This window comes from Mycolicibacterium palauense (genome assembly GCF_002592005.1).
GTDB lineage: Bacteria > Actinomycetota > Actinomycetes > Mycobacteriales > Mycobacteriaceae > Mycobacterium > Mycobacterium palauense.
In genome coordinates this window covers 74,082-98,528 of record NZ_NVQF01000008.1, presented here as the reverse complement: position 1 = coordinate 98,528, position 24,447 = coordinate 74,082, and the positions used below count along the sequence as shown (strand labels likewise).

The following is a 24,447-nucleotide window of genomic DNA, read 5'->3' as shown; positions in this document are numbered from 1 at the left end:
ATCGGTCGTTTTACGCCGTCCGTTCGGACTCGTAACACGGCGTTCATAGCGTCGGGGAACCCAGCTGGGGGCCCACCGTCGCGCCCCCGGCCCCGGCATCACCACCATGTTCCCCGACAGGAGACTTCGACGTGTCGACCACCACCGAGGCAACCGCTCTCGCCCCTCCGGCGCCTCCCGGACACCGCCACCACAAGGGCAAACACTGGATCGACGACTGGCGTCCCGAGGACCCCGAATTCTGGTCCACCACCGGCAAACCCGTCGCGCGGCGCAACCTGATCTTCTCGATCTTCGCCGAGCACATCGGGTTCTCGGTGTGGCTGCTGTGGAGCATCGTCGTGGTGCAGATGACCGCGGGTGCCGACGGTTCCGCGGCGGCCTCCGGGTGGGCGCTGAGCACCACCCAGGCGCTGTGGCTGGTGGCGGTGCCCAGCGGCGTCGGGGCGTTCCTGCGCATTCCCTACACCTTCGCCATCCCGGTGTTCGGCGGCCGCAACTGGACGGTGATCTCGGCATCGATGCTGCTGATCCCGTGCCTGCTGATGGCCTGGGCGGTCGGTGATCCCACGTTCCCGTTCCCGGCGCTGGTGCTGATCGCGGCGACGGCCGGTTTCGGCGGGGGCAACTTCGCCTCCTCGATGGCCAACATCTCGTTCTTCTACCCCGAGAAGGAGAAGGGCTGGGCACTGGGGCTCAACGCGGCCGGGGGCAATATCGGTGTGGCGGTCGCCCAGAAGATCATCCCGCTGGTGGTCGTGGCCGGGGGCGGCGTCGCGCTGTCGCGGGCGGGGCTGTTCTACGTGCCCTTGGCCGTCGTCGCGGCGGTGTGTGCCTTCCTGTTCATGAACAACCTGACCGAGGCCAAGGCCGACGTGAAGCCGGTCTGGCAGTCGCTGCGGCACGCCGACACCTGGGTGATGTCGCTGCTGTACATCGGCACCTTCGGCTCCTTCATCGGCTACTCCGCGGCGTTCCCCACCCTGCTCAAGGCCGTATTCGACCGCGGTGACATCGCGCTGGCCTGGGCGTTCCTGGGCGCCGGCATCGGCTCGATCGCGCGGCCGCTGGGTGGCAAGCTCTCCGACCGGATCGGCGGCGCCCGCATCACCGCCGCGAGCTTCGTCATGCTGGCCGCCGGGGCCGCCGCCGCGTTGTGGTCGGTACGCGCGGTCAACCTGCCGGTGTTCTTCGTGGCCTTCATGTTCCTGTTCGTCGCCACCGGAATCGGCAACGGATCCACCTACCGGATGATCTCGAGGATCTTCCAGGTCAAGGGCGAGGACGCCGGTGGCGATCCCGACACGATGGTGTTCATGCGCCGGCAGGCCGCCGGCGCGCTGGGGATCATCTCCTCGGTGGGCGCCTTCGGCGGGTTCATCGTGCCGCTGGCCTACGCCTGGTCCAAGGCCAGCTTCGGCAACATCCAGCCCGCGCTGCAGTTCTACGTGGCGTTCTTCCTCGTCCTGCTCGGCGTGACCTGGTACTGCTACCTGCGCAAGGGCACCCGGATGGCCCGGGCCGGGGTGTGAACGGGCGGATCCGTCCGGCGCGGATACCCCGGTGAGATAACCACAACCGACTCTGCCCACTACTGGAGACCATGGCTGCTCCCACGGAATCGGGAACGACGACCCGAACGGCGTGCTCATACTGCGGTGTCGGCTGCGGTATCGCGGTGCAGACCAGAAGCGAGGAGGGGCGGCCGGTCATCGCGCGTGTCAGCGGTGACCGGCTGCACCCGACCAACTTCGGCCGCCTGTGCACCAAGGGCGCGACTCATGCGGAGATGATGGCCGCCACCGAGGGTCGGCTCACCTCGGCACTGGTGCGGCCGTCGCGATCGGAGGAGGCCGTACCGACACCGGTCGACGACGGGGTCGCCGAGGCGGCCCGCCGGCTCCGGGCGATCATCGACGAGCACGGCCCGGACTCGGTGGCGCTCTACGTGTCCGGGCAGATGTCGCTGGAGGCGCAGTACGTCGCCACCAAGCTGGCCAAGGGCTATCTGCGCACCACCTACCTGGAGTCGAACTCGCGCCTGTGCATGGCCAGCGCGGGCACGGGTTTCAAGCAGTCCCTGGGTGCCGACGGGCCGCCCGGCTCCTATACCGACTTCGACTGCGCCGACCTGTTCTTCGTGATCGGTGCGAACATGGCCGACTGCCACCCGATCCTGTATCTGCGGATGATCGACCGCATGAAGGCGGGCGCGAAGCTGATCGTGGTGGACCCGCGCCGCACCGAGACCGCCGCCAAGGCCGACCTGTTCCTGCCGATCCGGCCGGGCACCGACCTGGCGCTGCTCAACGGCATTCTGCATCTGCTGGTCGAATCCGGGGACATCGACCGCGATTTCATCGCCGAGCACACCGAGGGATGGGAGGCGATGCCGCAGTTCCTGGCCGACTATCCGCCGGAGCGGGTCGCCGAGATCACCGGCCTGGCCGAGGAGGACATCCGCACCGCGGCGGCGATGATCGCCGAGGCCGGTGAATGGATGTCCTGCTGGACGATGGGGCTCAACCAGAGCACCCACGGCACCTGGAACACCAACGCGATCTGCAACCTGCACCTGGCCACCGGCACGATCTGCCGGCCCGGCAGCGGACCGATGTCGCTGACCGGCCAACCCAACGCGATGGGCGGCCGCGAGATGGGCTACATGGGGCCCGGCCTGCCCGGCCAGCGCACGGTGACCTCGCCGCAGGACCGCGCGTTCGTCGAGCAGCGGTGGCGCCGCCCGCCGGGCACCATCCGCTCGGAGGTGGGCCCGGGCACCGTCGAGATGTTCCGCCGGCTCAGCCGCGGCGAGATCAAGGCGGTCTGGGTGATCTGCACCAACCCGGTGGCAAGCATGGCCAACCGCGCCTCGGTCATCACCGGCCTGGAGGCCGCCGAGTTGGTCATCACCCAGGACGCCTACGCCGACACCGCCACCAACCGTTACGCCGACATCGTGCTGCCCGCGGCGTTGTGGGCCGAATCCGATGCGGTCATGGTCAATTCCGACCGCAACCTCACCCTGCTGCAGCAGTCGATCCCGCCGGCCGGGCAGGCCCGGCCGGACTGGGAGCTGATCTGCGGGGTGGCCGGGCACCTCGGTTTCGGTGCGGATTTCGCCTTCGGGTCCAGCGCGGAGATCTTCGACGAGATCCGCGAATTCCACAATCCCCGAACCGGATACGACCTGCGGGGGGCCAGCTATGAGCGGCTGCGACGGACCCCGCTGCAGTGGCCGGTGCCACCGGACCCGGACGGCACCGACGGCGACCGCCACCCGATCCGCTACCTCAACGACGGGGTGAGCCAGGACCTGTTCGTCGACGAGGCGGGGCACCGGCCGCGACTGGCGTTCGCCACCGACTCCCGGCGCGCGGTGTTCCACCCCCGGCCGCACATGGAGGCCGCCGAGCTGCCCGACGATGAGTACCCGATGGTGCTCAACACCGGCCGACTGCAGCACCAGTGGCACACCATGACCAAGACCGGTCGGGTGGCCAAGCTCAACAAGCTCAACGGCGGACCCTTCGTGGAGATCCATCCCGACGACGCGGCCGCGGCCGGCATCGTGGCGGGCACCCCGGTGGAGCTGACCTCACGCCGCGGTCGCGCGGTACTGCCCGCGGTGCTCACCGACCGGGTCCGGCCCGGCAACGTCTGGGTTCCGTTCCACTGGAACGACGAACACGGCGAGTACCTGGCCGTCAACGCGCTGACCAACGACGCCGTGGACCCGGCGTCGTTGCAGCCGGAGTTCAAGGTCTGCGCGGTGGCGCTGCGGCCGGTGGCGCTGGAGGCCGTCCCGCCGATGCTCGACGGTGCCCCCGGACTCGACGACGACGAGAAGATCTATCTGACCGGGTTCTTCGCCGGAATCGAGCACGGACAGCCCGGGGTGCCGGTGCTGCCCGTCGGCGCCCCGCTGCGGCCCCGCACCCGGCTGTGGGTCGACGGGCTGCTGGCCGGGATCTACTCGCGGTCCGGCACCGCCGAGGTTCCGGCGGCCGCGACCGCGGCCGACACGGGCACCGGACCGCTGCTGCTGTGGGCGTCGCAGACCGGTAACGCCGAGGACTTCGCGGCCCGGCTCGGCGACCGGCTGGGCGGGGCCCGACTGCGCGCGATGGACGACGTCGACGTCGCCGAGCTGGCCGCCGCCGGCGACGTGGTCATCGTCACCAGCACGTTCGGCGACGGCGGACCCCCGGACAACGGCGCCGGGCTCTGGCGGCAGCTGGCGGCCGAGGACGCCCCGCAGCTCGACGGTGTGCGCTTCGCGGTGCTGGGAATCGGCGACCGCTCCTACGACAACTTCTGCGGTTACGCCAAGTCGCTGGATACCCGGCTGGCCGACCTGGGCGCCACCCGGCTGCTCGAGCGCGCCGACTGCGAGATCTATGACGACGAACCGATGGCGCGTTGGGCCGACGACGTCGCCGGCCGCCTCCCGGAGGCCCGGGCCGGCGCCGGCGGTGCGGTCGCGGAACCGCACGCCGGGGGTGGCGCGGTGACCGGGGGTGGCGCGGTGGCCGCGCCGGCCCGGCCCTTCACCCGCGCCGACCCGCTGCTGGCCCCGCTGTGCCGCAACACCAGGCTGACCCCGGTGTCCTCGGCCAAGGAGGTGCGCCACTTCGGCTTCGACCTCTCCGCCCACGACGCGGACACCGTCGACTACGCCGTGGGCGACTCCCTCGGGGTCTTCGCCAGAAACAGCGACGTCGCGGTGGACAGCTGGCTGGGGTGCACGGGCCTGTCCGGCAGCGCGCCCGTCGTCGTCGACGGTGCCGAAACCACCCTGCGCCAGGCCCTGACCGTCAGCTACGACATCACCAGGGTCACCCCCGGCCTGCTGGCATTCGTTGCCGAGAACTGCCGCGACACCGCGGCGGCCAGGCTGCTGCGCGGCGACCGTGCCGACCTGGACCGGTGGCTGGTCAACCGCAACGGGCTCGACGTCCTGGCGCAGTTCGCCGTGCGTGCCGACCCCGAACAGTGGCAGTCGGCGTTGGTGCGGTTGACCCCGCGGCAGTACTCGATCTGCAGCAGCCCGCTGGTCAGCCCGCGGGAGGTGCAGCTGACCGTGTCGGTGGTGCGCTACCGCGGCGCCGACGGCGGGCCCCGCGGCGGTGTCGCCTCCACCCACCTGGCCGACCTGCCCGGAGGGGCCGGCGTGCCGGTGTTCCTGCAGCGCTCCCCGCATTTCCGCCCGCCCGCAGACCCGGCGACACCGATGATCATGGTGGGGCCGGGGACCGGCATCGCGCCGTTCCGGGGGTTCCTGCAGGAACGGCGCGCGCTGGGGCACACCGGCGGCAACTGGCTGTTCTTCGGCGACCAGCACCGCACCGAGAACTTCTACTACCGCGAGGAACTGCAGGAGATGGTCGCCGCCGGGCTGCTCCACCACCTGGACCTGGCGTTCTCCCGCGACCAGGACCGGCGCGTCTACGTCCAGCACAAGATGACCGACCAGGGGGCGGCGCTGTGGCGCTGGCTCGACGACGGCGCCCACTTCTACGTCTGCGGCGACGCCACGCGGATGGCCAAGGACGTCGACGCCGCCTTGACCGAGATCATCAGGGTCCACGGCGGGATGACACGCGAGGCCGCCACCGACTACAAGCGCGCCATGGTGGCGGCCAAACGCTATGTGCGCGACGTCTATTGAGTGCCGGTCCGGCCGGGCGTACGGACAGTATCGGCAGACTCTGCGTCGGCCCGGCGGCTCCGCAGCAGAGCGCTCTGTGGTGAGGGCCGCGGTCAGAGTCGCCAGGCGACGGTGACGAAGGCCAGTATCCCGAGCATCGCGATCAGGCCGGCCATGACGCCGGCCAGTGAGTACGGCAGGTGTGCATCCTTCGCGCGTAGCGCCGCGGTCTCCTGGCGGTGCTGAAACCAGGCCAGTGTCAGCGCGGTGAGTCCGATGCCGATCATCACCATGCCGACGACCCACGGGCTGAACACGGTGCGGTGATTCTGCTCGGCCTGGTACTGGAAGAACTTGAAGATGGTGAACCCGAAGGCGATCAGCGAGGTGCTGGTGCGAATCCAGGCCATGGTGGTGCGCTCGAGCGCCAGGCGTGTGCGTTCGACGGCCATCCGGGTCGAGGTGTCCAGCGGCGGTTCAGTCACGTTCGTCACCGACCGAATGGGGCGTACGCGATTGGTCGGTGTGCCGTGCGCGCGGCGGGGTCGGGATGGTGAACATGCCAACAACTGTAAGCGGGCCGGATCCAGTTCCACCGCAAGCTCTTCGGCGACGTCGGCAACCGCTGTGGCCCTGGGAGGTCCCCGACATCGGGCCTACCGCCGCGGAACATGTCCCGCTCGTTATTCCGTTTTCGGACCGTCGGCACAGCGCCTCGCCCGTCGCGCAGAACCACAGCGCCGGCCCCAATCGTCCGGCCCGTTTCCACGCTTGCCGCGACCGGTACATTGCCGGGCCACCGGAGTCACCCGAGTCCGTCACGTGGCCGGACCGCGCTACTGCGAACGTCGCGGACGCGGGTCAACGACGGCGCTCTGCGCGCCGGTCAGCTGCGGTGATGTACCGCGCTGCTGTTGTGTCCGAGGGGGGACTTGAACCCCCACGCCCGTTAATAGGGCACTAGCACCTCAAGCTAGCGCGTCTGCCATTCCGCCACTCGGACCAGCCCACACTTGCGCGTTGGGCAGCTAAGGCTAACGGATCGTGGCGCCTGGACCCAAACGCCCACCCCCCGGGGCCGGGCGGACCAATGGTAGGAAAGGGTGTTGTGACCTCCCCCCGACAGGCGGCCGATGAAGTCGTCGACCTTGTGAGCAGGCTGATCCGGTTCGACACCTCCAACACCGGGGAGCTGGCGACCACCAAGGGCGAGGAGGAGTGCGCCCGCTGGGTTCAGGATCGGCTCTCCGAGGTGGGCTACGAGACTACCTACGTCGAGTCCGGGGCCCCCGGCCGGGCCAATGTCTTCGCCCGGCTCGAGGGCGCCGACCGCACGCGGGGAGCGCTGATGCTGCACGGCCACCTCGACGTGGTGCCCGCCGAGGCCGCCGACTGGAGCGTGCACCCGTTCTCCGGGGCCGTCGAGGACGGCTACGTCTGGGGTCGCGGCGCCATCGACATGAAGGACATGGTCGGGATGATGATCGCCGTCGCCCGGCACTTCAAGAGCGCGGGCATCGTGCCGCCGCGTGACCTGGTCTTCGCGTTCGTGGCCGACGAGGAGGCCGGCGGCAACTACGGCGCGAAATGGCTGGTCGACAACCGCCCCGACCTCTTCGACGGCGTCACCGAGGCCGTCGGCGAGGTCGGCGGGTTCTCCCTGACCGTTCCGCGCCGCGACGGCGGCGAGCGGCGGCTCTACCTCATCGAGACCGCCGAGAAGGGCATGCTGTGGATGCGCCTGAAGTCCCGCGGCCGGGCGGGGCACGGCTCGATGGTGCACTCCGACAACGCGGTGACCGCGGTGGCCGAGGCCGTCGCCAAACTCGGCCGGCACCGTTTCCCGATCGTGGTGCACGACGCCGTCGCCGACTTCCTGACCGCCGTCGGGGAGGAGACCGGCTACACCTTCGACCGCACCTCGCCGGATCTGGACGGGATGGTCGCCAAGCTGGGCGGGATCGCCCGGATCATCGGCGCCACGCTGCGCGATACCGCCAACCCCACCATGCTCTCGGCCGGCTACAAGGCCAACGTGATCCCGGCGACCGCCGAGGCGGTGGTCGACTGCCGCATCGTGCCCGGCCGGCAGGCCGCGTTCGAGGCCGAGGTCGACGAGATCATCGGCCCCGACGTCACCCGCGAATGGGTGACCGAGCTGCCGTCCTACGAGACCAGCTTCGACGGGGATCTGGTCGAGGCGATGAACAGCGCGTTGCTGGCCGTGGACCCCGACGCCCGCACCGTGCCCTACATGCTGTCCGGCGGGACCGATGCAAAACACTTCGCCCGGTTGGGTATTCGCTGTTTCGGCTTCATCCCGCTGCGGTTGCCGCCGGAGCTGGACTTCGCGGCGTTGTTCCACGGCGTCGACGAGCGGGTACCCACCGACGCGCTACGGTTCGGAACCGAGGTAATGGAGCACTTCCTCAAGCACTGCTGAGCGCCGCCGAACACCCGGAGAAAGGACACCCATGGCGTTTCCGTACAACCCCTACGACTTCCTGCCGAAGCTGCCCGGCTTCACCCTGACCAGCGAGTCCTTCGCCGACGGCCAACCGCTGGCCAACGCCCAGGTCAGCGGGATCATGGGGGCCGGCGGCAAGGACGTCTCCCCGCAGCTGAGCTGGTCGGGCTTCCCCGAGGAGACCCGCAGCTTCGCCGTCACCGTCTTCGACCCCGACGCGCCCACCGCGTCGGGCTTCTGGCACTGGGCGGTGGCCAACCTGCCCGCCACTGTCACCGAGCTGCCCGCCGGCGCCGGCGACGGCAGCCTGCTGCCCGGGGACGCGCTGACGCTGGTCGGCGACGCCGGGATGCGCCGCTACATCGGTGCGGCCCCGCCGCCCGGGCACGGTGTGCACCGCTACTTCGTGGCCGTGCACGCGGTGAGGGTGGAGAAGCTGGAACTCGCCGAGGACGCGTCCCCGGCCTACCTGGGCTTCAACCTGTTCATGAACGCCATCGCCCGCGCGGTGATCCACGGGACCTACGAGCAGAGCTGACCCGACCGACCGCGCGCCGAGCCTAACCCCGTAGCGGAAATCCGCGCCGATTCCCACCACGGGGTTGCGCTCGGCGTCGGTCAGGGCCGGGCCGACCCCACCGCCTCGCTCAGCGTGGCGAAACCCGCCTCGTGCAGCCGCGCGGCGATCCCGTCGTGGATGTGTTTGGCCCACAGCCCGCCGCCGTAGATGAAACCGGTGTAACCCTGCAGCAGCGAGGCCCCGGAGACGATGCGCTGCCAGGCGTCGTCGGCGGTCTCGATGCCGCCGACGCTGACCAGGGCCAGCCGTCCCCCCACGCGGTCGTGGAGGCGGCGCAGCACCTCCAGTGAACGCCGCGCCACTGGGGGCCCGGAGACGCCGCCGGAACCCAGGTCGGCGGCCCCGGGGGTGCGCAGCCCGGCCCGCGAGATCGTGGTGTTGGTGGCGACGATGCCGGCCAGGCCCAGGTCGACGGCCAGGTCGGCGATGGCGTCGACGTCGGCGTCGGAGAGGTCGGGGGCGATCTTGACCAGTACCGGCGTGACGCTCGGCGCGGCCTCGGCGCTCACCGCCTCCAGGATCGGCCGAAGCGCGGCCACGGCCTGCAGGTCCCGCAGCCCGGGGGTGTTGGGGGAGCTGACGTTGACCACCAGATAGGCGGCCAGCGGCGCCAGCAGCCGGGCACTGGTCCGGTAGTCCTCGACCGCCCCGGCGGGCGGCGTCGCCTTGGTCTTGCCGATGTTGACCCCGATCGGCACGTCGGGCCGGTGCGCGGAGAGCCGCATGGCCAGCGCCCCGGCACCGTGGTTGTTGAATCCCATCCGGTTGAGCAGCGCACGGTCCTGCGCCAGCCGGAACAACCGCGGCGCCGGATTGCCCGGTTGCGGCTGGGCGGTGACGGTCCCCACCTCGGCGTAGCCGAAGCCCAGCGCACCCCAGGTGTTCAGGCCCAGACCGTCCTTGTCGAAGCCGGCGGCCAGGCCCAGCGGCCCGGGGAAGTGCACCCCGAACACCGTGCTGGCCAGCGCGGGGTCGGTGGGCCCCAGCGCCGCGCGCAGCCGGGACCGCAGCGGGGGGGCCGCGGTGGCGGCGCGCAGGGCGCCGAAGGCCACCCCGTGGATCCGCTCCGGGGGCGCCAGGAACAGCGCCCGGCGCATCAGGTCATACATCGGCTACGGCTCCGTGGGGGCGGCCACCGGGCCGTCGGCACACCGATTCCCGAGGGGATTCTGCACCTGGGATTTCTTGCGGCGCAGGAGAACTCGTCGAGAACCATCGGTGTACAACCGGACCTTGGTCAACTCCCAGCCGCGGTATTCGGCCTCGATCGACAGCCGGGTGGACGCGGTGATCCGGGTGACGTCCGGGGGCAGCCGCAGCGGCACCCACTCGTAGTCGTCGGACAGACCGGCCTCCCAGCCCGCCGGCATGCGGCCCCGGCGCGCGCCCGTCACCGCCGTGCTCCGGCGTCGCTGATGGCCTGCACACCGGCCCCGGACCCCGACACGGCGTACAGCGTGCCCGCTTCGTCGTCGAAGGCCAGGATGTCGGGTTGCTGCACGGTGGGGTAACGCACCTTCTCCACGGGGATTCCAGTGGACAGATCGTAACCAACGACGACGTTGTCCGCGGTCTGTGACACCCAGGCCAGCTCCGGCGAGCCGACCACGCCGTAGGGCGCCTCCGACACCGGGTAGCGCTGACGCAGGATGAGCGGATCCACGCCGTAGACCAGCAACTCGTCGCCGCGGGTGTCGGTGACCAGCACCCGGCCCACCGGGTCGACGGCCATCGAGGTTGCACCCTCGCCGGCCCGCAGCGCCTGCTGGGCGCTGCCGTCGGCGGCCACCGAGGTCACCGAGGTCTGCCCGCGGTCCAGGACCACGGTGGTATTGCCCTGGGTGACAAGCGAATCCACCCGCGCGAAGATCTCCGTGCGGTGTTCGACCGCACTGGCATGGTGCGACGGGGCGGCCAGGATGTACACCGCGCCGTCGGCGCTGCCCAGTACCAGCCTGCCGTCGGCGCGCCGGGCGATGGCGGTGAACTCGGTGTCGGGTTGGCCGCTGACGTCGACCCGGGCGGCGGTGCCGGCCTCGACGTCGACGGTCAGGTAGCTGCCCCGGGACGCCAGGTAGGCGGTGGTGCCACCGTCGGAGACCAGCGCGGTGGCCGGCCCGGGCAGCACAACGGTGCGGGTGGGGCCCCCGCCGGTGGGCAGCACCGTCAGCACCGACGGGGCCTGGTCGGTTCCCGCGGTCAGCACCAGCAGGGCGCGCGCCCCGGGCGCGACCGCCGCGGCCAGCGGCCGCCCGGTCAGCGGGCGCACGGTGCCGGCGGGCGCGACGCTGGTCGGCGGGGACACCGCCGGCCGGGCGGTTTCGATGGTCGGCGGGGCCACATCGACGGATTTCGTCGAGCAACCCAGCAGCGCTCCGCCGGTCAGCAACGCCGTGAGCAGGCCCACATAAATCCGGGTGGTCGCGTGTTTGTGGTGCTGAATCAAGGAGTGGCTCTCGGTTTGATCGTGGGTTGGACCGTCAGATCGCGATTGTAGGAAACAATTGGGCCCGTCCTGCCGGTGGTGCGCGTGCGTCAGCGGTATGGTCCCAGATATGACGCTAGCCGCGGACAGGGATGCCGACGGCCGCGAGTTCGTGATCGAGGATCTCTCGGCCGGAATAAACGCCAGCGGTTTCGGGCAGCTGGGCGACGGCCGGAGCTTCTCCTTCTTCGTCGAACACCAGCAGCTCGTGGTCGAGGTGTACCGCCCCCGGCTGTCCGGACCGGTGCCGCAGGCCGAGGACGTCGTGGCCACCGCCACCCGCGGCCTGGTCGACATCGACCTCGCCGATGAGCGCAGCGTGGCCGCCGCGGTGCGCGACGCGGTCGCCATCGCCCAGCCGGTGTCCCGCGCCCATCGCTGATCTCCCCAGCACACTCCCAGGAAGCGCACGGTACGGTCGTCTCGGTCTGGCCGACCGATGCCCAGTGCGGGAGGAGCTCAACCGTGGAGATCGCCGTACCCGCGATGTCCTGGCTGCAGGTGGTGGTGCTGTCCGTCGTCCAGGGGCTGACCGAGTTCCTGCCGGTCTCCTCCTCGGGGCACCTGGCGATCGTGTCGCGGGTGTTCTTCAGCGACGATGCCGGCGCCTCGTTCACCGCGGTCAGCCAGATCGGCACCGAGCTGGCGGTGCTGCTGTATTTCGCCAGGGACATCGTGCGGATCGTGCGGGCCTGGTTCGCCGGCCTGCTCAACGCGGAGCGCCGGGCCGACCTGGACTACCGGATGGGCTGGTATGTGATCATCGGCACCATCCCGATCGGGGTGTTCGGACTGCTGTTCAAGGATGAGATCCGCACCGGGGCGCGCAACCTGTGGCTGGTGGCCTCCGCGCTGATCGTGTTCGCCGTGGTGATCGCGGCCGCCGAGCGCCTGGGCCGTCAGACCCGCCACGCCGAGCAGCTGAGCTGGCGTGACTCGGTGCTCGTCGGCCTGTCCCAGTGCCTGGCCCTGGTGCCCGGCGTGTCGCGCTCCGGGGCCACCATCAGCGCGGGGCTGTTCCTCGGCCTCGACCGCGAGCTGGCCGCCCGGTTCGGGTTCCTGCTGGCCATTCCCGCGGTGTTCGCCTCCGGGCTGTTCTCGCTGCCCGACGCCTTCGCGCCGGTGACGCAGGGCATGAGCGCGACGGGCCCGCAGCTGGCCGTCTCGGTGCTCATCGCCTTCGTCGTGGGCTACGCCGCGGTGGCGTGGTTCCTGAGGTTCCTGCTCACCCACAGCATGTACTGGTTCGTCGGTTACCGCGTGATCGTCGGCGCGGTGGTGCTGGCGCTGTTGGGGGCCGGGGTGGTCTCGGCGACATGACGGTGATTCTGCTGCGCCACGGCCGCTCCACCTCCAACACCGCGCACACCCTGGCGGGGCGCTCCGAGGGCATCGACCTCGACGAGAAGGGCGCCGGCCAGGCCGCCGGCGTCGTCGACCGCGTCGCCGATCTGCCGATCAAGGCGCTGGTGCGCTCCCCGCTGCTGCGGTGTGCGCGCACCCTGGAGCCGCTGGCGCAGCGGCTGGGGCTGGAGCCCGTGGTCGAGGAACGGCTCGCCGAGGTCGACTACGGGGCGTGGACCGGCCGCAAGCTCGCCGACCTGGTCAAGGAGCCGCTGTGGTCGGTGGTCCAGCAGCAGCCCAGCGCGGCGGTGTTCCCCGAGGGCGAGGGCCTGGCGGCGGTGCAGGCGCGTGCGGTGGCGGCGGTGCGTGAGCACGACCGCAGGCTGGCCGACGAGCACGGCGCCGACGTGTTGTGGGTGGCCTGCAGCCACGGCGACGTGATCAAGGCCGTCGTCGCCGACGCCCTCGGACTGCACCTGGACAGCTTCCAGCGCATCACCGTGGACCCCGCATCGATGAGCGTGATCCGCTACACGCCGCACCGCCCGTTCGTCGTCCACGTCAACCACACCGGCCCGGCGCTGGCCGCGGCGCTGAGCACCCCGCCGAGGACCGGCGAGGGCGAGTCGGGTGGCGGCCCGGACGCCGGGCCGACGGCGGCCGACGGTGGTGACGCGGTCATCGGCGGCTCCACCGACTGACATGGTGCCGGCCGTGTGCGCTGCGGTGTTGACTCGGGTTCGGGTCGGGATCGGCCGGGGCGGCGAGGGGCGGGCCCGACCAATTACGGCTGAGCACGGTTAACCGGTATTTTGGAAGGGTCATGTCCCGCGCAATCCACGTCTTCCGCACACCCGACCGCTTCGTGGCCGGGACCGTTGGACAGCCCGGAAACCGGACCTTCTATCTGCAGGCCGTGCACGACGCCCGGGTGGTGTCGGTGGTGCTGGAGAAGCAGCAGGTGGCGGTGCTCGCCGAGCGCATCGGCGCGCTGCTGGTGGAGATCAACCGCCGGTTCGGCACACCGCTGCCGCCGGAGACCACCGAGGTCGAGGACCTGAGTCCGTTGGTCACCCCGGTCGACGCCGAGTTCCGCGTCGGCACGATGGGCCTGGGCTGGGACTCCGAGGCCCAGACCGTGGTGGTGGAGCTGCTGGCGGTCACCGACAACGAGTTCGACGCCTCCCTGGTGCTCGACGACGCCGAGGAGGGGCCCGACGCGGTGCGGGTCTTCTTGACCCCGGAGTCGGCGCGCCAGTTCGCCAGCCGCTCGGAGCGGGTCATCTCGGCGGGCCGGCCACCGTGCCCGCTGTGCGACGAGCCGCTGGACCCCGAGGGCCATATCTGCGTCCGCACCAACGGCTACCGGCGCGCCGCGCTGTTCGGGTCCGACGATGAGCCCGACGTCTGAGAGCCAGTCCCGGCAGCAGAGCACACTGCGCCAGGGCGAACTGACGGTCATCGGACGGATCCGCTCTGCCAGCAACGCCACATTCCTGTGCGAATCGCGGTGGGAGGACCACGTCGCGCACTGCGTGTACAAGCCCGTGGCCGGCGAGCAGCCGCTGTGGGATTTCCCGGACGGGACCCTGGCCGACCGGGAGCGGGCGACCTACCTCGTCTCGGCGGCCCTGGGGTGGGATGTGGTGCCCTACACGATCATTCGTGACGGCCCGGCCGGCCGCGGGATGCTGCAGCAGTGGGTGGACCAGCCCGGCGACGAGAGTTCCGAGGGTGAACCCGAGGGGCTGGACCTGGTCGATCTGTGCCCGGCCGGGCGGCCCGCCGTCGGCTATTTGCCGGTGCTTCGGGCCTACGACTACGCCGGCGACGAGGTCATCCTGATGCACGCCGACGACGCCCGGCTGCGCCGCATGGCGGTCTTCGACATCCTGGTCAACAACGCCGACCGCAAGGGCGGCCACGTCCTGCACGGTGTCGACGGCCGCGTGTACGGGGTGGACCACGGGCTGTGTCTGCACACCGAGGACAAGCTGCGCACCGTGCTGTGGGGTTGGGCGGGAAAACCCGTCGACGACGAGACCCTGGAGTCGGTGGCCGAGCTCGCCGACGCGCTGCGGGGCGAGCTGGCCGACGAACTCGGCCGACACCTCACCGCCGGCGAGGTCTCGGCCCTGCGTCGGCGCGCCCGCTGCCTGCTCGACAACCCGGTGATGCCCGGACCGGACCGCCGCCGGCCCATTCCCTGGCCCGCATTCTGATTCACCGCCGATTCACCGCCGCTCAACCGACCCTTTTCCGGGCGGCCCGACGCGGCGGGCCGAAGTCCTGCGGCATCCCCGGTTGGTGACCAAAGGCCCCACGACCGCCGATCCCAACCTGACTAGGGTCGACCTGGCTACGGTCATTACGGCGATGTAACACGCCGGGCAACGACACCGGGCAACGACACAGCAGGGGAGCGGGCATGTCAGACACCGAGATCGCATCGCCGGCCACCCGGGGGCACCGCTCGCCGCGGGCCGGGCTCGGCCTGGCCGCGCTGACCGCCATCGTGGTGGGCTCGATGATCGGCAGCGGCATCTTCGCGCTGCCGTCGCAGATGGCCGGCAGCGCCGCGCCCGGCCCGCTGCTGATCGGCTGGCTGGTGACTGGTGTCGGAATGCTGATGCTGGCCTTCGTCTTTCAGACGCTGGCCACTCGCAAACCCGATGTCGACGGTGGCGTCTACGGCTACGCGCGTGAGGGTTTCGGCAACTATGTCGGCTTCACCTCGGCCTTCGGGTACTGGGCCTCGGCGTGGATGGGCAACGTCGCCTATCTGGTGCTGCTGTTCGCCACCCTGGGCTACTTCTTCCCGGCGCTGGAGGGCGGCACCACCGTGCCCGCCGTCATCGGTGCGTCCATCGTGCTGTGGATCGTGCACTTCCTGACGCTGCGCGGGGTGGAGACCGCGGCGTTCGTCAACGTGATCGTCACCGTCGCCAAGATCGTGCCGATCCTGACCTTCGTCGGCGTGGCCGCGGTCGGGTTCAAGGCCGGACTGTTCACCGCCGACTTCTGGGGCGCCCGCACGGCCATCGACGGCGAACCCCTGGGCGACACGCTCAACCAGGTCAAGAACATGATGCTGGTGACCGTCTGGGTGTTCATCGGCATCGAGGGCGCGGCGGTGTACTCGCAGCGCGCCGCCAAGCGCAGGGACGTCGGGCGCGCCACCCTGCTCGGGTTCGGGGCCGTGCTGGCGCTGCTGCTGCTGGTGAACTTCCTGTCCTACGGGCTGATGGCCCAGGCCGAGATCGCCGGGCTGCCGGACCCGTCGATGGCGGGCCTGATGGAACAGCAGGTGGGCGCCTGGGGTGCCGGGTTCATCTCGATCGGCCTGATCATCTCCCTGCTCGGGGCGCTGCTGGCCTGGGTGATGCTGTGCGCGGAGATCCTGCGGGTACCCGCCCAGCAGAGCGTGATGCCGGAGCTGTTCGGCCGGGAGAACGCGCACGGCGCGCCCGCGGCGGCGCTGTGGTTGACCAACGGTTGCGTCCAGGTGGTGCTGGTGCTGACGCTGTTCAACGACAGCACCTATCTGTCCCTGGTGCTGCTGGCCACCTCGCTGATCCTGCTGCCCTACCTGTGGTCGGCGGCCTACCAGGTGTTGCTGGCGGCCCGCGGCGAGACCTACCAGGACGGTCATGGACGCACGCGGGATCTGGTCATGGGCGCGGTCGCGCTCGTCTACGCCGTCTGGCTGGTCTTCGCCGGCGGCTGGGAGTACCTGCTGACGGCCGCCGTGGCCTACCTGGTGGGCACCGTCCTGTTCGCCTGGGCGCGCCGGGAGAAGAAGCTCGCCGTCTTCACCGCGGGGGAGTGGGTGGTCTTCGCGGCGATCCTGGCGGTCTCCGTGCTCGCCGTCGTCCTGATGGTCAGCGGCAGCCTCAATCCCCTGGAATAGCGTTCGAACGGCGTTGGCCCGCAAGGGGTCCTCGCCGTCCGCCGAGGGAAATCACCACTGAGAGGACATTCCGGAATGACTGGATCGCAATCCCGGGTGGGTGTCTGGTCGGAGATCGGCACGCTGCGCCGCGTGCTGGTCTGCGCGCCGGGCCTGGCACACCAGCGGCTGACGCCGGACAACAGCGCCGAGCTGTTGTTCGACGACGTGATCTGGCTGGCCCAGGCCCGCCGCGACCACTACGACTTCGTCGCCAAGATGGAGGACCGCGGCGTCGAGGTGCTCGACCTGCAGGACTGCCTGGCCGAGGTGGTCGCCGACCCGGCGGCGCGGGCGTGGGTGCTCGACCGCAAGCTGACCGACAACGAGGTCGGACCGATGATCCGCCAGGAGATGCGCCCCTGGCTCGAGGAGATGCCCGCGGCGGACCTGGCCAGCCATCTCATCGGCGGTATCGCCTTCCACGAGGTGCCCAAGGAGGTCGCCGGCCCGTTCCTCGACGTCTTCGCCGAGACCGAGCCGGCCGGCTTCGTGTTCAAGCCGCTGCCCAACACCCAGTTCATGCGCGACAACTCGGCGTGGATCTTCAACGGGGTGACACTGAATCCGATGTACTGGCCGGCGCGGCGCCAGGAGACCCTGCTGACCACCGCGGTCTACAACTTCCACCCGGCCTTCGCCGGCGCGGAGTACCACGTCTGGCTCGGCGACGCCGACGGCGAACCCCGCGACTACGGGGCGGCGACGCTGGAGGGCGGCGACGTCATGCCGATCGGCAGGGGCACCGTCGTCATCGGGATGGGGGAGCGGTCGTCGCGCCAGGCCATCTCGCAGGTGGCCCGCAACCTGTTCGCCGCCGAGGCCGCCGAGCGGGTGATCATCGCCGGCCTGCCCAAGACCCGCTCGGCGATGCACCTGGACACCGTGTTCACCTTCTGCGACCGCGATGTGGTCACCGCCTACGCGCCCGTCGTCGACAACATCACCCCGATCAGCCTGCGTCCGGATCCGGGCACCCCCGGTGGGCTGGATGTGCGGGTCGAACCGAAGGGGTTCATCGAGACCCTCGGTGCCGCACTGGGAGTGGACTTCCGGGTGGTCGAGACCGCCGGCGACGTCTACGGCATCCAGCGTGAGCAGTGGGACGACGCCAACAACGTGGTGGCCGTCGAACCGGGCGTGGTGATCGGCTACGACCGCAACACGCTGACCAACACCGCGCTGCGCAAGGCCGGTATCGAGGTGGTCACCATCGACGCCAGCGAGCTGGGCCGCGGTCGCGGCGGCGGGCGCTGCATGACCTGCCCGATTCTGCGAGATCCCGTCTACGACTGAGGATCGACCCCCACCCGCGTCCCCGAAGGAGACGGCAATGGCCTATAACCTGCACAACCGCAGCCTGCTGAGCCTGGTACACCACAGCGAACGGGATCTGCTCTACCTGATCGATCTGGCCCGGGATCTCAAGCGCGCCAAGTACTCCGGCGCCGTCCGGCGTAGCCTGGAGGGCAAGAACATCGCGCTGATCTTCGAGAAGACCTCCACGCGGACCCGCTGTGCCTTCGAGGTTGCCGCCCACGACGAGGGCGCCCACGTCACCTACATCGACCCGACCTCCTCGCAGATCGGGCACAAGGAGTCGATGAAGGACACCGCCCGGGTGCTCGGCCGGATGTACGACGCGATCGAATACCGCGGCGCGGGCCAGGACATCGTCGAGGAACTGGCCGCCTACGCCGGGGTGCCGGTGTTCAACGGGCTCACCGACGAGTTCCATCCGACGCAGATGCTCGCCGACGTGCTCACCATGACCGAGCACTGCGCCAAGCCGCTGCACGAGATCGCCTACGCCTATGTCGGCGACGGCCGCAACAACATGGCGAACTCGCTGCTGCTGACCGGCGCCAAGCTCGGCATGGACGTGCGCATCGGCGCGCCCCGCGACCTCTGGCCCGCCGAGGAGCACGTCACGCTGTGCCGGGAGTTCGCCGACCGGTCCGGCGCACGGATGCTCGTCACCGACGACCCCGAGGAGGCGGTGGCGGGCGTCGACTTCATCCACACCGACGTCTGGGTGTCGATGGGCGAGCCGATCGAGAGCTGGGGTGAACGCATCGACGAGCTGATGCCGTTCCAGGTCAACTCCGAGCTGATCGCCGCCGCGCGAAACCCGCGGGTGCGGTTCATGCACTGCCTGCCGGCGTTCCACAACTCCGAGACCACGGTGGGAGCCCAGATCGCCGCGCAATACCCGGCGCTCAAGAACGGCATCGAGGTCACCGACGACGTGTTCGAGAGCCCGGTCAACATCGCCTTCGAACAGGCCGAGAACCGGATGCACACCATCAAGGCCGTCCTCGTGTCGGCGCTGGGCTGAGAGTGAAAGCAGAAGGGGCCGAGAGCAGGAGGGTGGGCCGTGCGCATCGTGATCGCCCTGGGCGGTAACGCGCTGCTGCAGCGCGGCCAGCCGATGACCGCGGATAACCAGCGGGCCAACATCCGGCTGGCCGCCGAGCGCATCGCCGGTGTCGTCCCGCACAACGAGATCGTGATCGCGCACGGCAACGGGCCGCAGGTCGGGCTGCTCGCCCTGCAGGCCAGCGCCTACACCGATGTCGCGCCGTACCCGCTCGACGTCCTCGGTGCCCAGACCGACGCGATGATCGGCTACGTCATCGAACAGGAACTGGGCAATCTGCTGCCGGGCCACCAGCAGCTGGCCACGCTGTTGACGATGATCGAGGTCGACCGCGACGATCCCGCCTTCGCCCATCCGACCAAGCCCATCGGCCCGGTCTACGACAAGGAGACCGCCGAGAAGCTGGCCGCGGCCAGCGGCTGGTCGATCGCACCGGACGGGGACAAGTTCCGGCGCGTGGTCGCCAGCCCGAAACCCAAGCGGATCTTCGAGATCCGGCCGATCCGCGCCCTGGTGGACAACGGGGTGGTGGTGATCTGTGCCGGCGGCGGCGGGATCCCGACGATGTACGACGAGAACAACGACCTGCAGGGGGTCGAGGCCGTCATCGACAAGGATCTGGCCTCGGCGCTGCTGGCCGTCGAACTCGGCGCCGACCTGCTCGTCATCGCCACCGACGTCGACGGCGTGTACACCGGCTGGGGCACCCCCGAACAGGCCAAGGTCGGCGAGGCCACGGCCGCCGAGATGGAGGAGCTCGACCTGCCGGCGGGGTCGATGGGCCCCAAGGTCGAGGCGGCCTGCGGTTTCGTCCGGGCCACCGGCAACGAGGCCGTCATCGGATCACTGGTCGACATCGACACCATCGTCGCCGGCGGCGCGGGAACCCGGGTGCGGGCCGGCTGAGCCCCGTTCTGGGCGCACACTCGGTGCGCCGAGGACGGGTGGCGGCGCGGGGTTCCGTCCTGAGCGCACACTCGGTGCGGCGTGGACGGGTGCGGGTGCTGAGCCCCGTTCTGAGCGCACGCTCGGTGCGGTGAGGACGGGTGCCGGCTGAGCCCCGTTCTGAGCGCACGCTCGGTGCGGTGAGACCGGGTGCCGGCGCGGGGTTCCGTTCTGAGCGCACACTCGGTGCGCCGTGAACGGGTGGCGGTGCGGGGTTCCGTTCTGAGCGCACACTCGGTGCGGTGAAGGTGGGAGATCAGGGCCGGGGACACCCGTCAGGTGGGCTCCCAGGTGAGGATCCCGCCGTCGGCGACCAGTGACATGTGCAGCTGGTTGTCCTCGAGCAGATAGCCGCGCACGTGTGGCAGCGCGGAGGAGACCCGCTGGTCCAGGGAGGGCTCCGGGCACTGGATCAGCGTCGTGGCCACCGGGCCGAAGGTCAGCGACCCCGAGCCGTCGCCGCTGGGCTCGACCTTGTAGGAGCCGCTGCCCCGGTTGCAGTCCAGCTGGAAGGTGGCCCGGCCGGCCTCGGAGCCGGTACCGAAGCTCACGGTGAACGCGCTCGGATCGGCGACCTCGGTGGTGCCCTGCTCGTCGGCCATCGACTGCACGGCGATCAGCTGCCAGCTGGTACCCGCCAGCGGGTCCGTGGGCTCGCCGGAGCCGCACCCGGCCACCAGGGCGGCCCCGATCACCGAAACCGCCGCAACCGACCGCGCAGCGTCCACACAGGCCCCCATACCTGCCATGGTGTCACGTCGCGCCCCGGACGGCCGAGGGCCCGTGCGGCGCCCGCACAGGCCACCACCGATACTGAGGGGGTGAGCCCGGCGGACAACCAGACCGATGCGGCGCTGGCCGCCGATCTGGCGCAGGAGGCGGGCCGGATGCTGGTGGCCCTGCGCGAGGAGGTCGGGTTCGACTACCCCTGGGCCCTCGGCGACGCCGGGGACAGCGAGGCCAACAAGCTGCTGTTGCGCCGGCTGCGGGCGACGCGCCCCGACGACGCGGTGCTGTCCGAGGAGGCACACGACGACCTGGCCCGGCTGGGCTCGGACCGGGTCTGGATCATCGACCCCGTCGACGGCACCCGTGAGTTCTCGATGCCCTACCGCGAGGACTGGGCCGTGCACATCGCGCTGTGGCGGCGCGTCGGCGGGCCCGAGGGCCGCATCACCGACGCCGCGGTGGCGCTCCCGGCCCGCGGCGAGGTGTACCGCAGCGACACCGTGCCGCCCCCGCCCCCGCGGCCGAGCGGGCCGATCCGCATCACCGCCAGCGCCAACCGCCCGCCCCGGGTGCTCTACGCGATCGCCGACGTGCTCGACATCGAGCTGGTGCGCATCGGGTCGGCGGGGGCCAAGGCGATGGCGGTGGTCCGCGGTGACGTCGACGCCTACATTCACGCCGGCGGCCAGTGGGAATGGGACTCCGCCGCGCCGGCCGGTGTGGTGCTCGCCGCCGGTCTGCATGCCTCGCGGCTCGACGGTTCCCCGATGATCTACAACCGTCCCGACCCCTACCTGCCGGACCTGTTGATGTGCCGCCCCGAGCTCGCCGGCCGGTTGCTGGGTGCCATCCGGATGGCCGGCTGAGCCCACACCCCGGAGCCACCCTAAAGTCGAGGCATGCAATCGTGGTCGGCCGCCGACATTCCGGAGATCCCCGGGCAGGGTCCGCAGTTGCGCCTGTACGACAGTGCCGACCGGGCCGTGCGGCCGGTGTCGGCCGGGCCGACGGCGAGGATGTACGTCTGCGGCATCACCCCCTATGACGCCACCCACCTGGGCCACGCGGCGACCTATCTGACGTTCGACCTGGTGTACCGGTTGTGGCGTGACGCCGGTCACCGGGTGCACTACGTGCAGAACATCACCGACGTCGACGACCCGCTGTTCGAGCGCGCCGATCGCGACGGCGTCGACTGGCGGGACCTGGGCGCGCGGGAGATCCAGCTGTTCCGCGAGGACATGGCCGCGCTGCGGGTATTGCCGCCGCAGGACTACGTGGCGGCCACCGACGCGATCGGCGAGGTGGTCGAGGTCGTCGAGAAGCTGCTGGCCTCCGGGGCGGCCTACGTCGTCGACGACTCCGAGCACCCCGACGTGTACTTCCGTGCCGATGCCACCGTCCAGTTCGGCTACGAATCCGGCTACGACCGCGACGTGATGATGACGCTGTTCGCCGAGCGCGGCGGCGATCCCGAACGCCGGGGTAAGGCCGACCCGCTCGACGCGCTGCTGTGGCGCGCCGAGCGACCCGGCGAGCCGAGCTGGTCCTCCCCGTTCGGCCCCGGCAGGCCCGGCTGGCACGTGGAGTGCGCGGCGATCGCGCTGACCCGGCTGGGGATGGGGCTGGACATCCAGGGCGGCGGCAGCGACCTGATCTTCCCGCACCACGAGTTCTCCGCCGCCCACGCCGAATCGGCGACCGGGGAGCGGCGCTTCGCCCGACACTACGTGCATGCCGGGATGATCGGCTGGGACGGCCACAAGATGAGCAAGAGCCGGGGCAACCTGGTGCTGGTGTCCGGGCTGCGGGCCGAGGGGGTCGACCCCGCCGCGATCAGGCTGGGACTGTTCGCCGGGCACTACCGCGACGACCGGTTCTGGAGCCCGCAGGTGCTCGAGGAGGCGCTGGCCCGGCTGCACCGCTGGCGCACGGCCACGGCGCTGCCCGCCGGGCCCGATCCCGCCGACGTCGTCGCGCGCCTGCGCACCCACCTCGCCGACGATCTCGACACGCCCAAAGCGCTTGCCGCCGTGGATGGTTGGTGTACCGACGCCCTGGAGTACGGCGGGCACGACGTCGCCGCCCCGGCCGCGGTGCGCGCCGCCGTCGACGCGCTGCTCGGCGTGGCGCTGTAGCGGGGGTCCTGTCAGCCGGCGCGGGTAGCGTGCCAGGCATGGGGCCCGACACTCTGCGCGCGGATCTGGTGCTCTCCGGCGGCGGGGTCAAGGGGATCAGCCTGGTCGGCGCCGTCGCGGCGCTGGCCGACGCCGGGTTCACCCCGCAGCGCATCTCGGGAACGTCGGCCGGTGCGCTGGTGGGCGCGGTGCTCGCCGCGGCCGCCCAGCGCGGTCCGATCACCGGCGAACAGCTGCGCGAGCTGGCCTTCGGCATCGACTACCGCTCATTTCTGGATCCCGGACCGGTGGAGCGGATCCCGGTACTGGGCCCGGCCTGGGGCGTGCTCAGCGGCGAGGGCATCTACCGGGGAGACCGGCTGCGAGGGTGGGTGCGCGACCGCCTCGCCGAGCTCGGGGTCCGCACCTTCGCCGATCTGGCCCTAACCGACGGGTCGCTGCCGCCCGAACGGCGCTACCGGCTGGTGGTGACGGTCGCCGACGTCACCCTGGGCCGGCTGGTCCGCCTGCCCTGGGACTACGACGGGGTCTACGGACTCGATCCGGACGCCCAGTCGGTGGCCGACGCGGTGCGGGCCTCGGTCTCGATCCCGTTCTTCTACGCCCCGGCCACGCTGACCAGCGCGCAGGGCCGGACCTCGACGCTCGTCGACGGCGGGCTGCTGTCCAGTTTCCCGATCGACTCGCTGGATCGCACCGACGGACTCGAACCCCGCTGGCCGACCTTCGGGGTCACCCTGTTGCCCAACCTGCCCGGCGGCAACGAGGAGGTCATCCCGGCGCTGCGGCCGCTGCACGCGCTGGGCGGCCCCACCCTGCTCGAACAGGTGGTGACCACCGTGCTGGTGGGGCGCGACCAGGCCTATCTGAGTCAGCCGTGGGTCAGCGCCCGCACCATCCGGGTCGATTCCACCGATGTCGGCGTGCTCGACTTCGATCTGTCCACCCAGCAGAAGCGGGTCCTCTACGACGCGGGGTTCACCGCGGCCGAGCAGTTCCTGGGCGGCTGGGACTTCCCGGAGTACGTCCGTCGTTTCCGCTGACCCGCGGCGATCACCTTCTGACCAGGTGATTCAGCTCGCCGTCCAACTAGGGCACTCGTACAGGTCGACCGACCTGTACGATAGTCCGGGTGAGGAGGTCGCGGTGAGTTCTGCATCCGCCGAACGGGGTGAACTGGTCCGGCGTCGGCTCCTGGAGACGGCGGTGGTGCTCATCGGAGAGCGCGGATGGGCCGGCGTCACCACACGGGTGCTGGCCGCACGCGCCGGTGTCACCCCCAGCGTCGTGCATTACCACTTCAGCTCGGTGGACGCGCTGCTGCGCCAGGCCGTGCTCACCACCATGCGTGAGGTCGCCGCCTACACCCGGGACATGCTCGAAGCGGTGGACTCGCCGGCCGAACTGGTCGACGCGATGCTGGCCTCGGTCGAGTCCTACACCGGCGACGATCCGGTGTCCCTGGTGTTCATCGAGGCCACGCTGGCGGCCAACCGCGACCACAGCCTGCGCGACGGTATCGCCGAGGTGCTCGGCGACCTGCGCACGTCCATCGGTGCACTGCTGCGCCGGCACCGTGTCGCCGACCCCGACGACACGGCCGCGGTGCTGGCGGCCGTCCTGGACGGGCTGATCCTGCACCGCGGACTGGGCGCGGGCGTGTCCGGCGACTCGGCGGCCACCGTCCTGCGCCGCCTGGTCACCGGACCCGCTGCGGCGGGCCGAACCGATCCCGACAGCGTGACAAGAGCGTGAGACAAGAGCGTGAGGAGTAGCCCGC

Annotated in this window: 22 protein-coding genes and 1 tRNA gene; 17 read left to right on the top strand and 6 right to left on the bottom strand. The window is 70.8% G+C overall.

The genetic code is table 11. From position 1 onward, the window contains the following. The first annotated feature begins 131 nt into the window (after positions 1 to 131). Positions 132 to 1,532: an MFS transporter gene (locus tag CSR00_RS05530; RefSeq protein WP_099021380.1), complete on the top strand. Its 1,401-nt coding sequence runs from the start codon at positions 132 to 134 to the stop codon at positions 1,530 to 1,532. 71 nt (positions 1,533 to 1,603) lie between these two features. Then, positions 1,604 to 5,671 carry a bifunctional nitrate reductase/sulfite reductase flavoprotein subunit alpha gene (locus CSR00_RS05525; protein WP_099021379.1) on the top strand — a complete coding sequence of 1,356 codons (4,068 nt, stop codon included), beginning with the start codon at positions 1,604 to 1,606 and terminating at the stop codon, positions 5,669 to 5,671. Positions 5,672 to 5,763: 92 nt separating this feature from the next. Here CSR00_RS05525 and CSR00_RS05520 read toward each other — a convergent pair whose 3' ends face one another. Both CSR00_RS05520 and CSR00_RS05515 read right to left on the bottom strand, forming a co-directional pair. Continuing rightward, positions 5,764 to 6,135 (bottom strand): YidH family protein, encoded by a 372-nt coding sequence (locus tag CSR00_RS05520; protein ID WP_141564290.1) that lies wholly within the window; start codon positions 6,133 to 6,135, stop codon positions 5,764 to 5,766. A 432-nt stretch (positions 6,136 to 6,567) separates the two neighbouring features. Continuing rightward, a tRNA-Leu gene (locus tag CSR00_RS05515) sits at positions 6,568 to 6,653 on the bottom strand. Positions 6,654 to 6,740: 87 nt separating this feature from the next. Here CSR00_RS05515 and CSR00_RS05510 point away from each other — a divergent pair. After that, the gene (locus CSR00_RS05510; RefSeq protein WP_099021378.1) at positions 6,741 to 8,093 is read left to right on the top strand and encodes a M20/M25/M40 family metallo-hydrolase; all 1,353 of its coding nucleotides are present in this window, start codon (positions 6,741 to 6,743) and stop codon (positions 8,091 to 8,093) included. A gap of 31 nt (positions 8,094 to 8,124) precedes the next feature. Beyond that, positions 8,125 to 8,655: a YbhB/YbcL family Raf kinase inhibitor-like protein gene (locus tag CSR00_RS05505; RefSeq protein ID WP_099021377.1), complete on the top strand. Its 531-nt coding sequence runs from the start codon at positions 8,125 to 8,127 to the stop codon at positions 8,653 to 8,655. An 80-nt stretch (positions 8,656 to 8,735) separates the two neighbouring features. On the opposite strand, the gene CSR00_RS05500 is transcribed toward CSR00_RS05505, so the two are convergent. The 3 genes from CSR00_RS05500 to CSR00_RS05490 are packed head-to-tail and all read right to left on the bottom strand — an operon-like array spanning position 8,736 to position 11,143. Continuing rightward, entirely contained in the window at positions 8,736 to 9,806 is a 1,071-nt protein-coding gene (locus CSR00_RS05500; RefSeq protein WP_099021376.1) for a quinone-dependent dihydroorotate dehydrogenase, read from the bottom strand. Positions 9,807 to 9,809: 3 nt separating this feature from the next. Then, positions 9,810 to 10,091, bottom strand: coding sequence for a DUF5703 family protein (locus tag CSR00_RS05495; protein ID WP_099021375.1), 282 nt, complete (start codon positions 10,089 to 10,091; stop codon positions 9,810 to 9,812). Next, positions 10,088 to 11,143, bottom strand: a complete 1,056-nt coding sequence (locus tag CSR00_RS05490; protein ID WP_099021374.1) for a YncE family protein — start codon at positions 11,141 to 11,143, stop codon at positions 10,088 to 10,090. Before CSR00_RS05490 ends, CSR00_RS05495 begins: the two co-directional genes overlap by 4 nt. Positions 11,144 to 11,252: 109 nt before the next feature. Here CSR00_RS05490 and CSR00_RS05485 point away from each other — a divergent pair, with 109 nt between their 5' ends. The 9 genes from CSR00_RS05485 to arcC all read left to right on the top strand — a co-directional run bounded on the left by CSR00_RS05485 (position 11,253) and on the right by arcC (position 19,761). Next, entirely contained in the window at positions 11,253 to 11,564 is a 312-nt protein-coding gene (locus tag CSR00_RS05485) for a hypothetical protein (protein ID WP_099021373.1), read from the top strand. Positions 11,565 to 11,668: 104 nt separating this feature from the next. Continuing rightward, positions 11,669 to 12,502 (top strand): undecaprenyl-diphosphate phosphatase, encoded by an 834-nt coding sequence (locus CSR00_RS05480; protein ID WP_099021406.1) that lies wholly within the window; start codon positions 11,669 to 11,671, stop codon positions 12,500 to 12,502. Continuing rightward, positions 12,499 to 13,227: a histidine phosphatase family protein gene (locus tag CSR00_RS05475; RefSeq protein WP_099021372.1), complete on the top strand. Its 729-nt coding sequence runs from the start codon at positions 12,499 to 12,501 to the stop codon at positions 13,225 to 13,227. The genes CSR00_RS05480 and CSR00_RS05475 overlap by 4 nt, the downstream gene beginning before the upstream one ends. 122 nt (positions 13,228 to 13,349) lie before the next feature. Beyond that, positions 13,350 to 13,937: an Rv2134c family protein gene (locus tag CSR00_RS05470; RefSeq protein ID WP_099021371.1), complete on the top strand. Its 588-nt coding sequence runs from the start codon at positions 13,350 to 13,352 to the stop codon at positions 13,935 to 13,937. After that, entirely contained in the window at positions 13,921 to 14,748 is an 828-nt protein-coding gene (locus CSR00_RS05465) for an Rv2133c family protein (protein WP_099021370.1), read from the top strand. Before CSR00_RS05470 ends, CSR00_RS05465 begins: the two co-directional genes overlap by 17 nt. 206 nt (positions 14,749 to 14,954) lie before the next feature. After that, positions 14,955 to 16,436 (top strand): arginine-ornithine antiporter, encoded by a 1,482-nt coding sequence (arcD, locus tag CSR00_RS05460; protein ID WP_099021369.1) that lies wholly within the window; start codon positions 14,955 to 14,957, stop codon positions 16,434 to 16,436. 75 nt (positions 16,437 to 16,511) lie between these two features. After that, the gene (locus tag CSR00_RS05455) at positions 16,512 to 17,771 is read left to right on the top strand and encodes an arginine deiminase (protein WP_099021368.1); all 1,260 of its coding nucleotides are present in this window, start codon (positions 16,512 to 16,514) and stop codon (positions 17,769 to 17,771) included. Between the two features lie 37 nt (positions 17,772 to 17,808). Next, positions 17,809 to 18,813 (top strand): ornithine carbamoyltransferase, encoded by a 1,005-nt coding sequence (locus CSR00_RS05450; protein WP_099021367.1) that lies wholly within the window; start codon positions 17,809 to 17,811, stop codon positions 18,811 to 18,813. A gap of 39 nt (positions 18,814 to 18,852) precedes the next feature. Next, positions 18,853 to 19,761, top strand: coding sequence for a carbamate kinase (gene arcC / locus CSR00_RS05445; protein ID WP_099021366.1), 909 nt, complete (start codon positions 18,853 to 18,855; stop codon positions 19,759 to 19,761). 314 nt (positions 19,762 to 20,075) lie between these two features. Here arcC and CSR00_RS05440 read toward each other — a convergent pair whose 3' ends face one another. Continuing rightward, positions 20,076 to 20,540 (bottom strand): META domain-containing protein, encoded by a 465-nt coding sequence (locus CSR00_RS05440; RefSeq protein WP_176561916.1) that lies wholly within the window; start codon positions 20,538 to 20,540, stop codon positions 20,076 to 20,078. A gap of 147 nt (positions 20,541 to 20,687) precedes the next feature. On the opposite strand from CSR00_RS05440, the gene CSR00_RS05435 reads away from it, so the two are divergent. The 4 genes from CSR00_RS05435 to CSR00_RS05420 all read left to right on the top strand — a co-directional run bounded on the left by CSR00_RS05435 (position 20,688) and on the right by CSR00_RS05420 (position 24,422). Further along, positions 20,688 to 21,395 (top strand): 3'(2'),5'-bisphosphate nucleotidase CysQ, encoded by a 708-nt coding sequence (locus CSR00_RS05435; RefSeq protein WP_099021405.1) that lies wholly within the window; start codon positions 20,688 to 20,690, stop codon positions 21,393 to 21,395. Positions 21,396 to 21,428: 33 nt separating this feature from the next. Then, a complete protein-coding gene (gene mshC / locus CSR00_RS05430) occupies positions 21,429 to 22,667 on the top strand; it encodes a cysteine--1-D-myo-inosityl 2-amino-2-deoxy-alpha-D-glucopyranoside ligase (RefSeq protein WP_099021364.1) in 1,239 nt (412 codons plus the stop codon). Positions 22,668 to 22,705: 38 nt separating this feature from the next. After that, the gene (locus CSR00_RS05425) at positions 22,706 to 23,710 is read left to right on the top strand and encodes a patatin-like phospholipase family protein (protein WP_099021363.1); all 1,005 of its coding nucleotides are present in this window, start codon (positions 22,706 to 22,708) and stop codon (positions 23,708 to 23,710) included. Positions 23,711 to 23,813: 103 nt separating this feature from the next. Further along, on the top strand, positions 23,814 to 24,422 hold the full coding sequence (locus CSR00_RS05420; protein WP_099021404.1) for a TetR/AcrR family transcriptional regulator: 609 nt from the start codon (positions 23,814 to 23,816) through the stop codon (positions 24,420 to 24,422). Positions 24,423 to 24,447 lie beyond the last annotated feature (25 nt).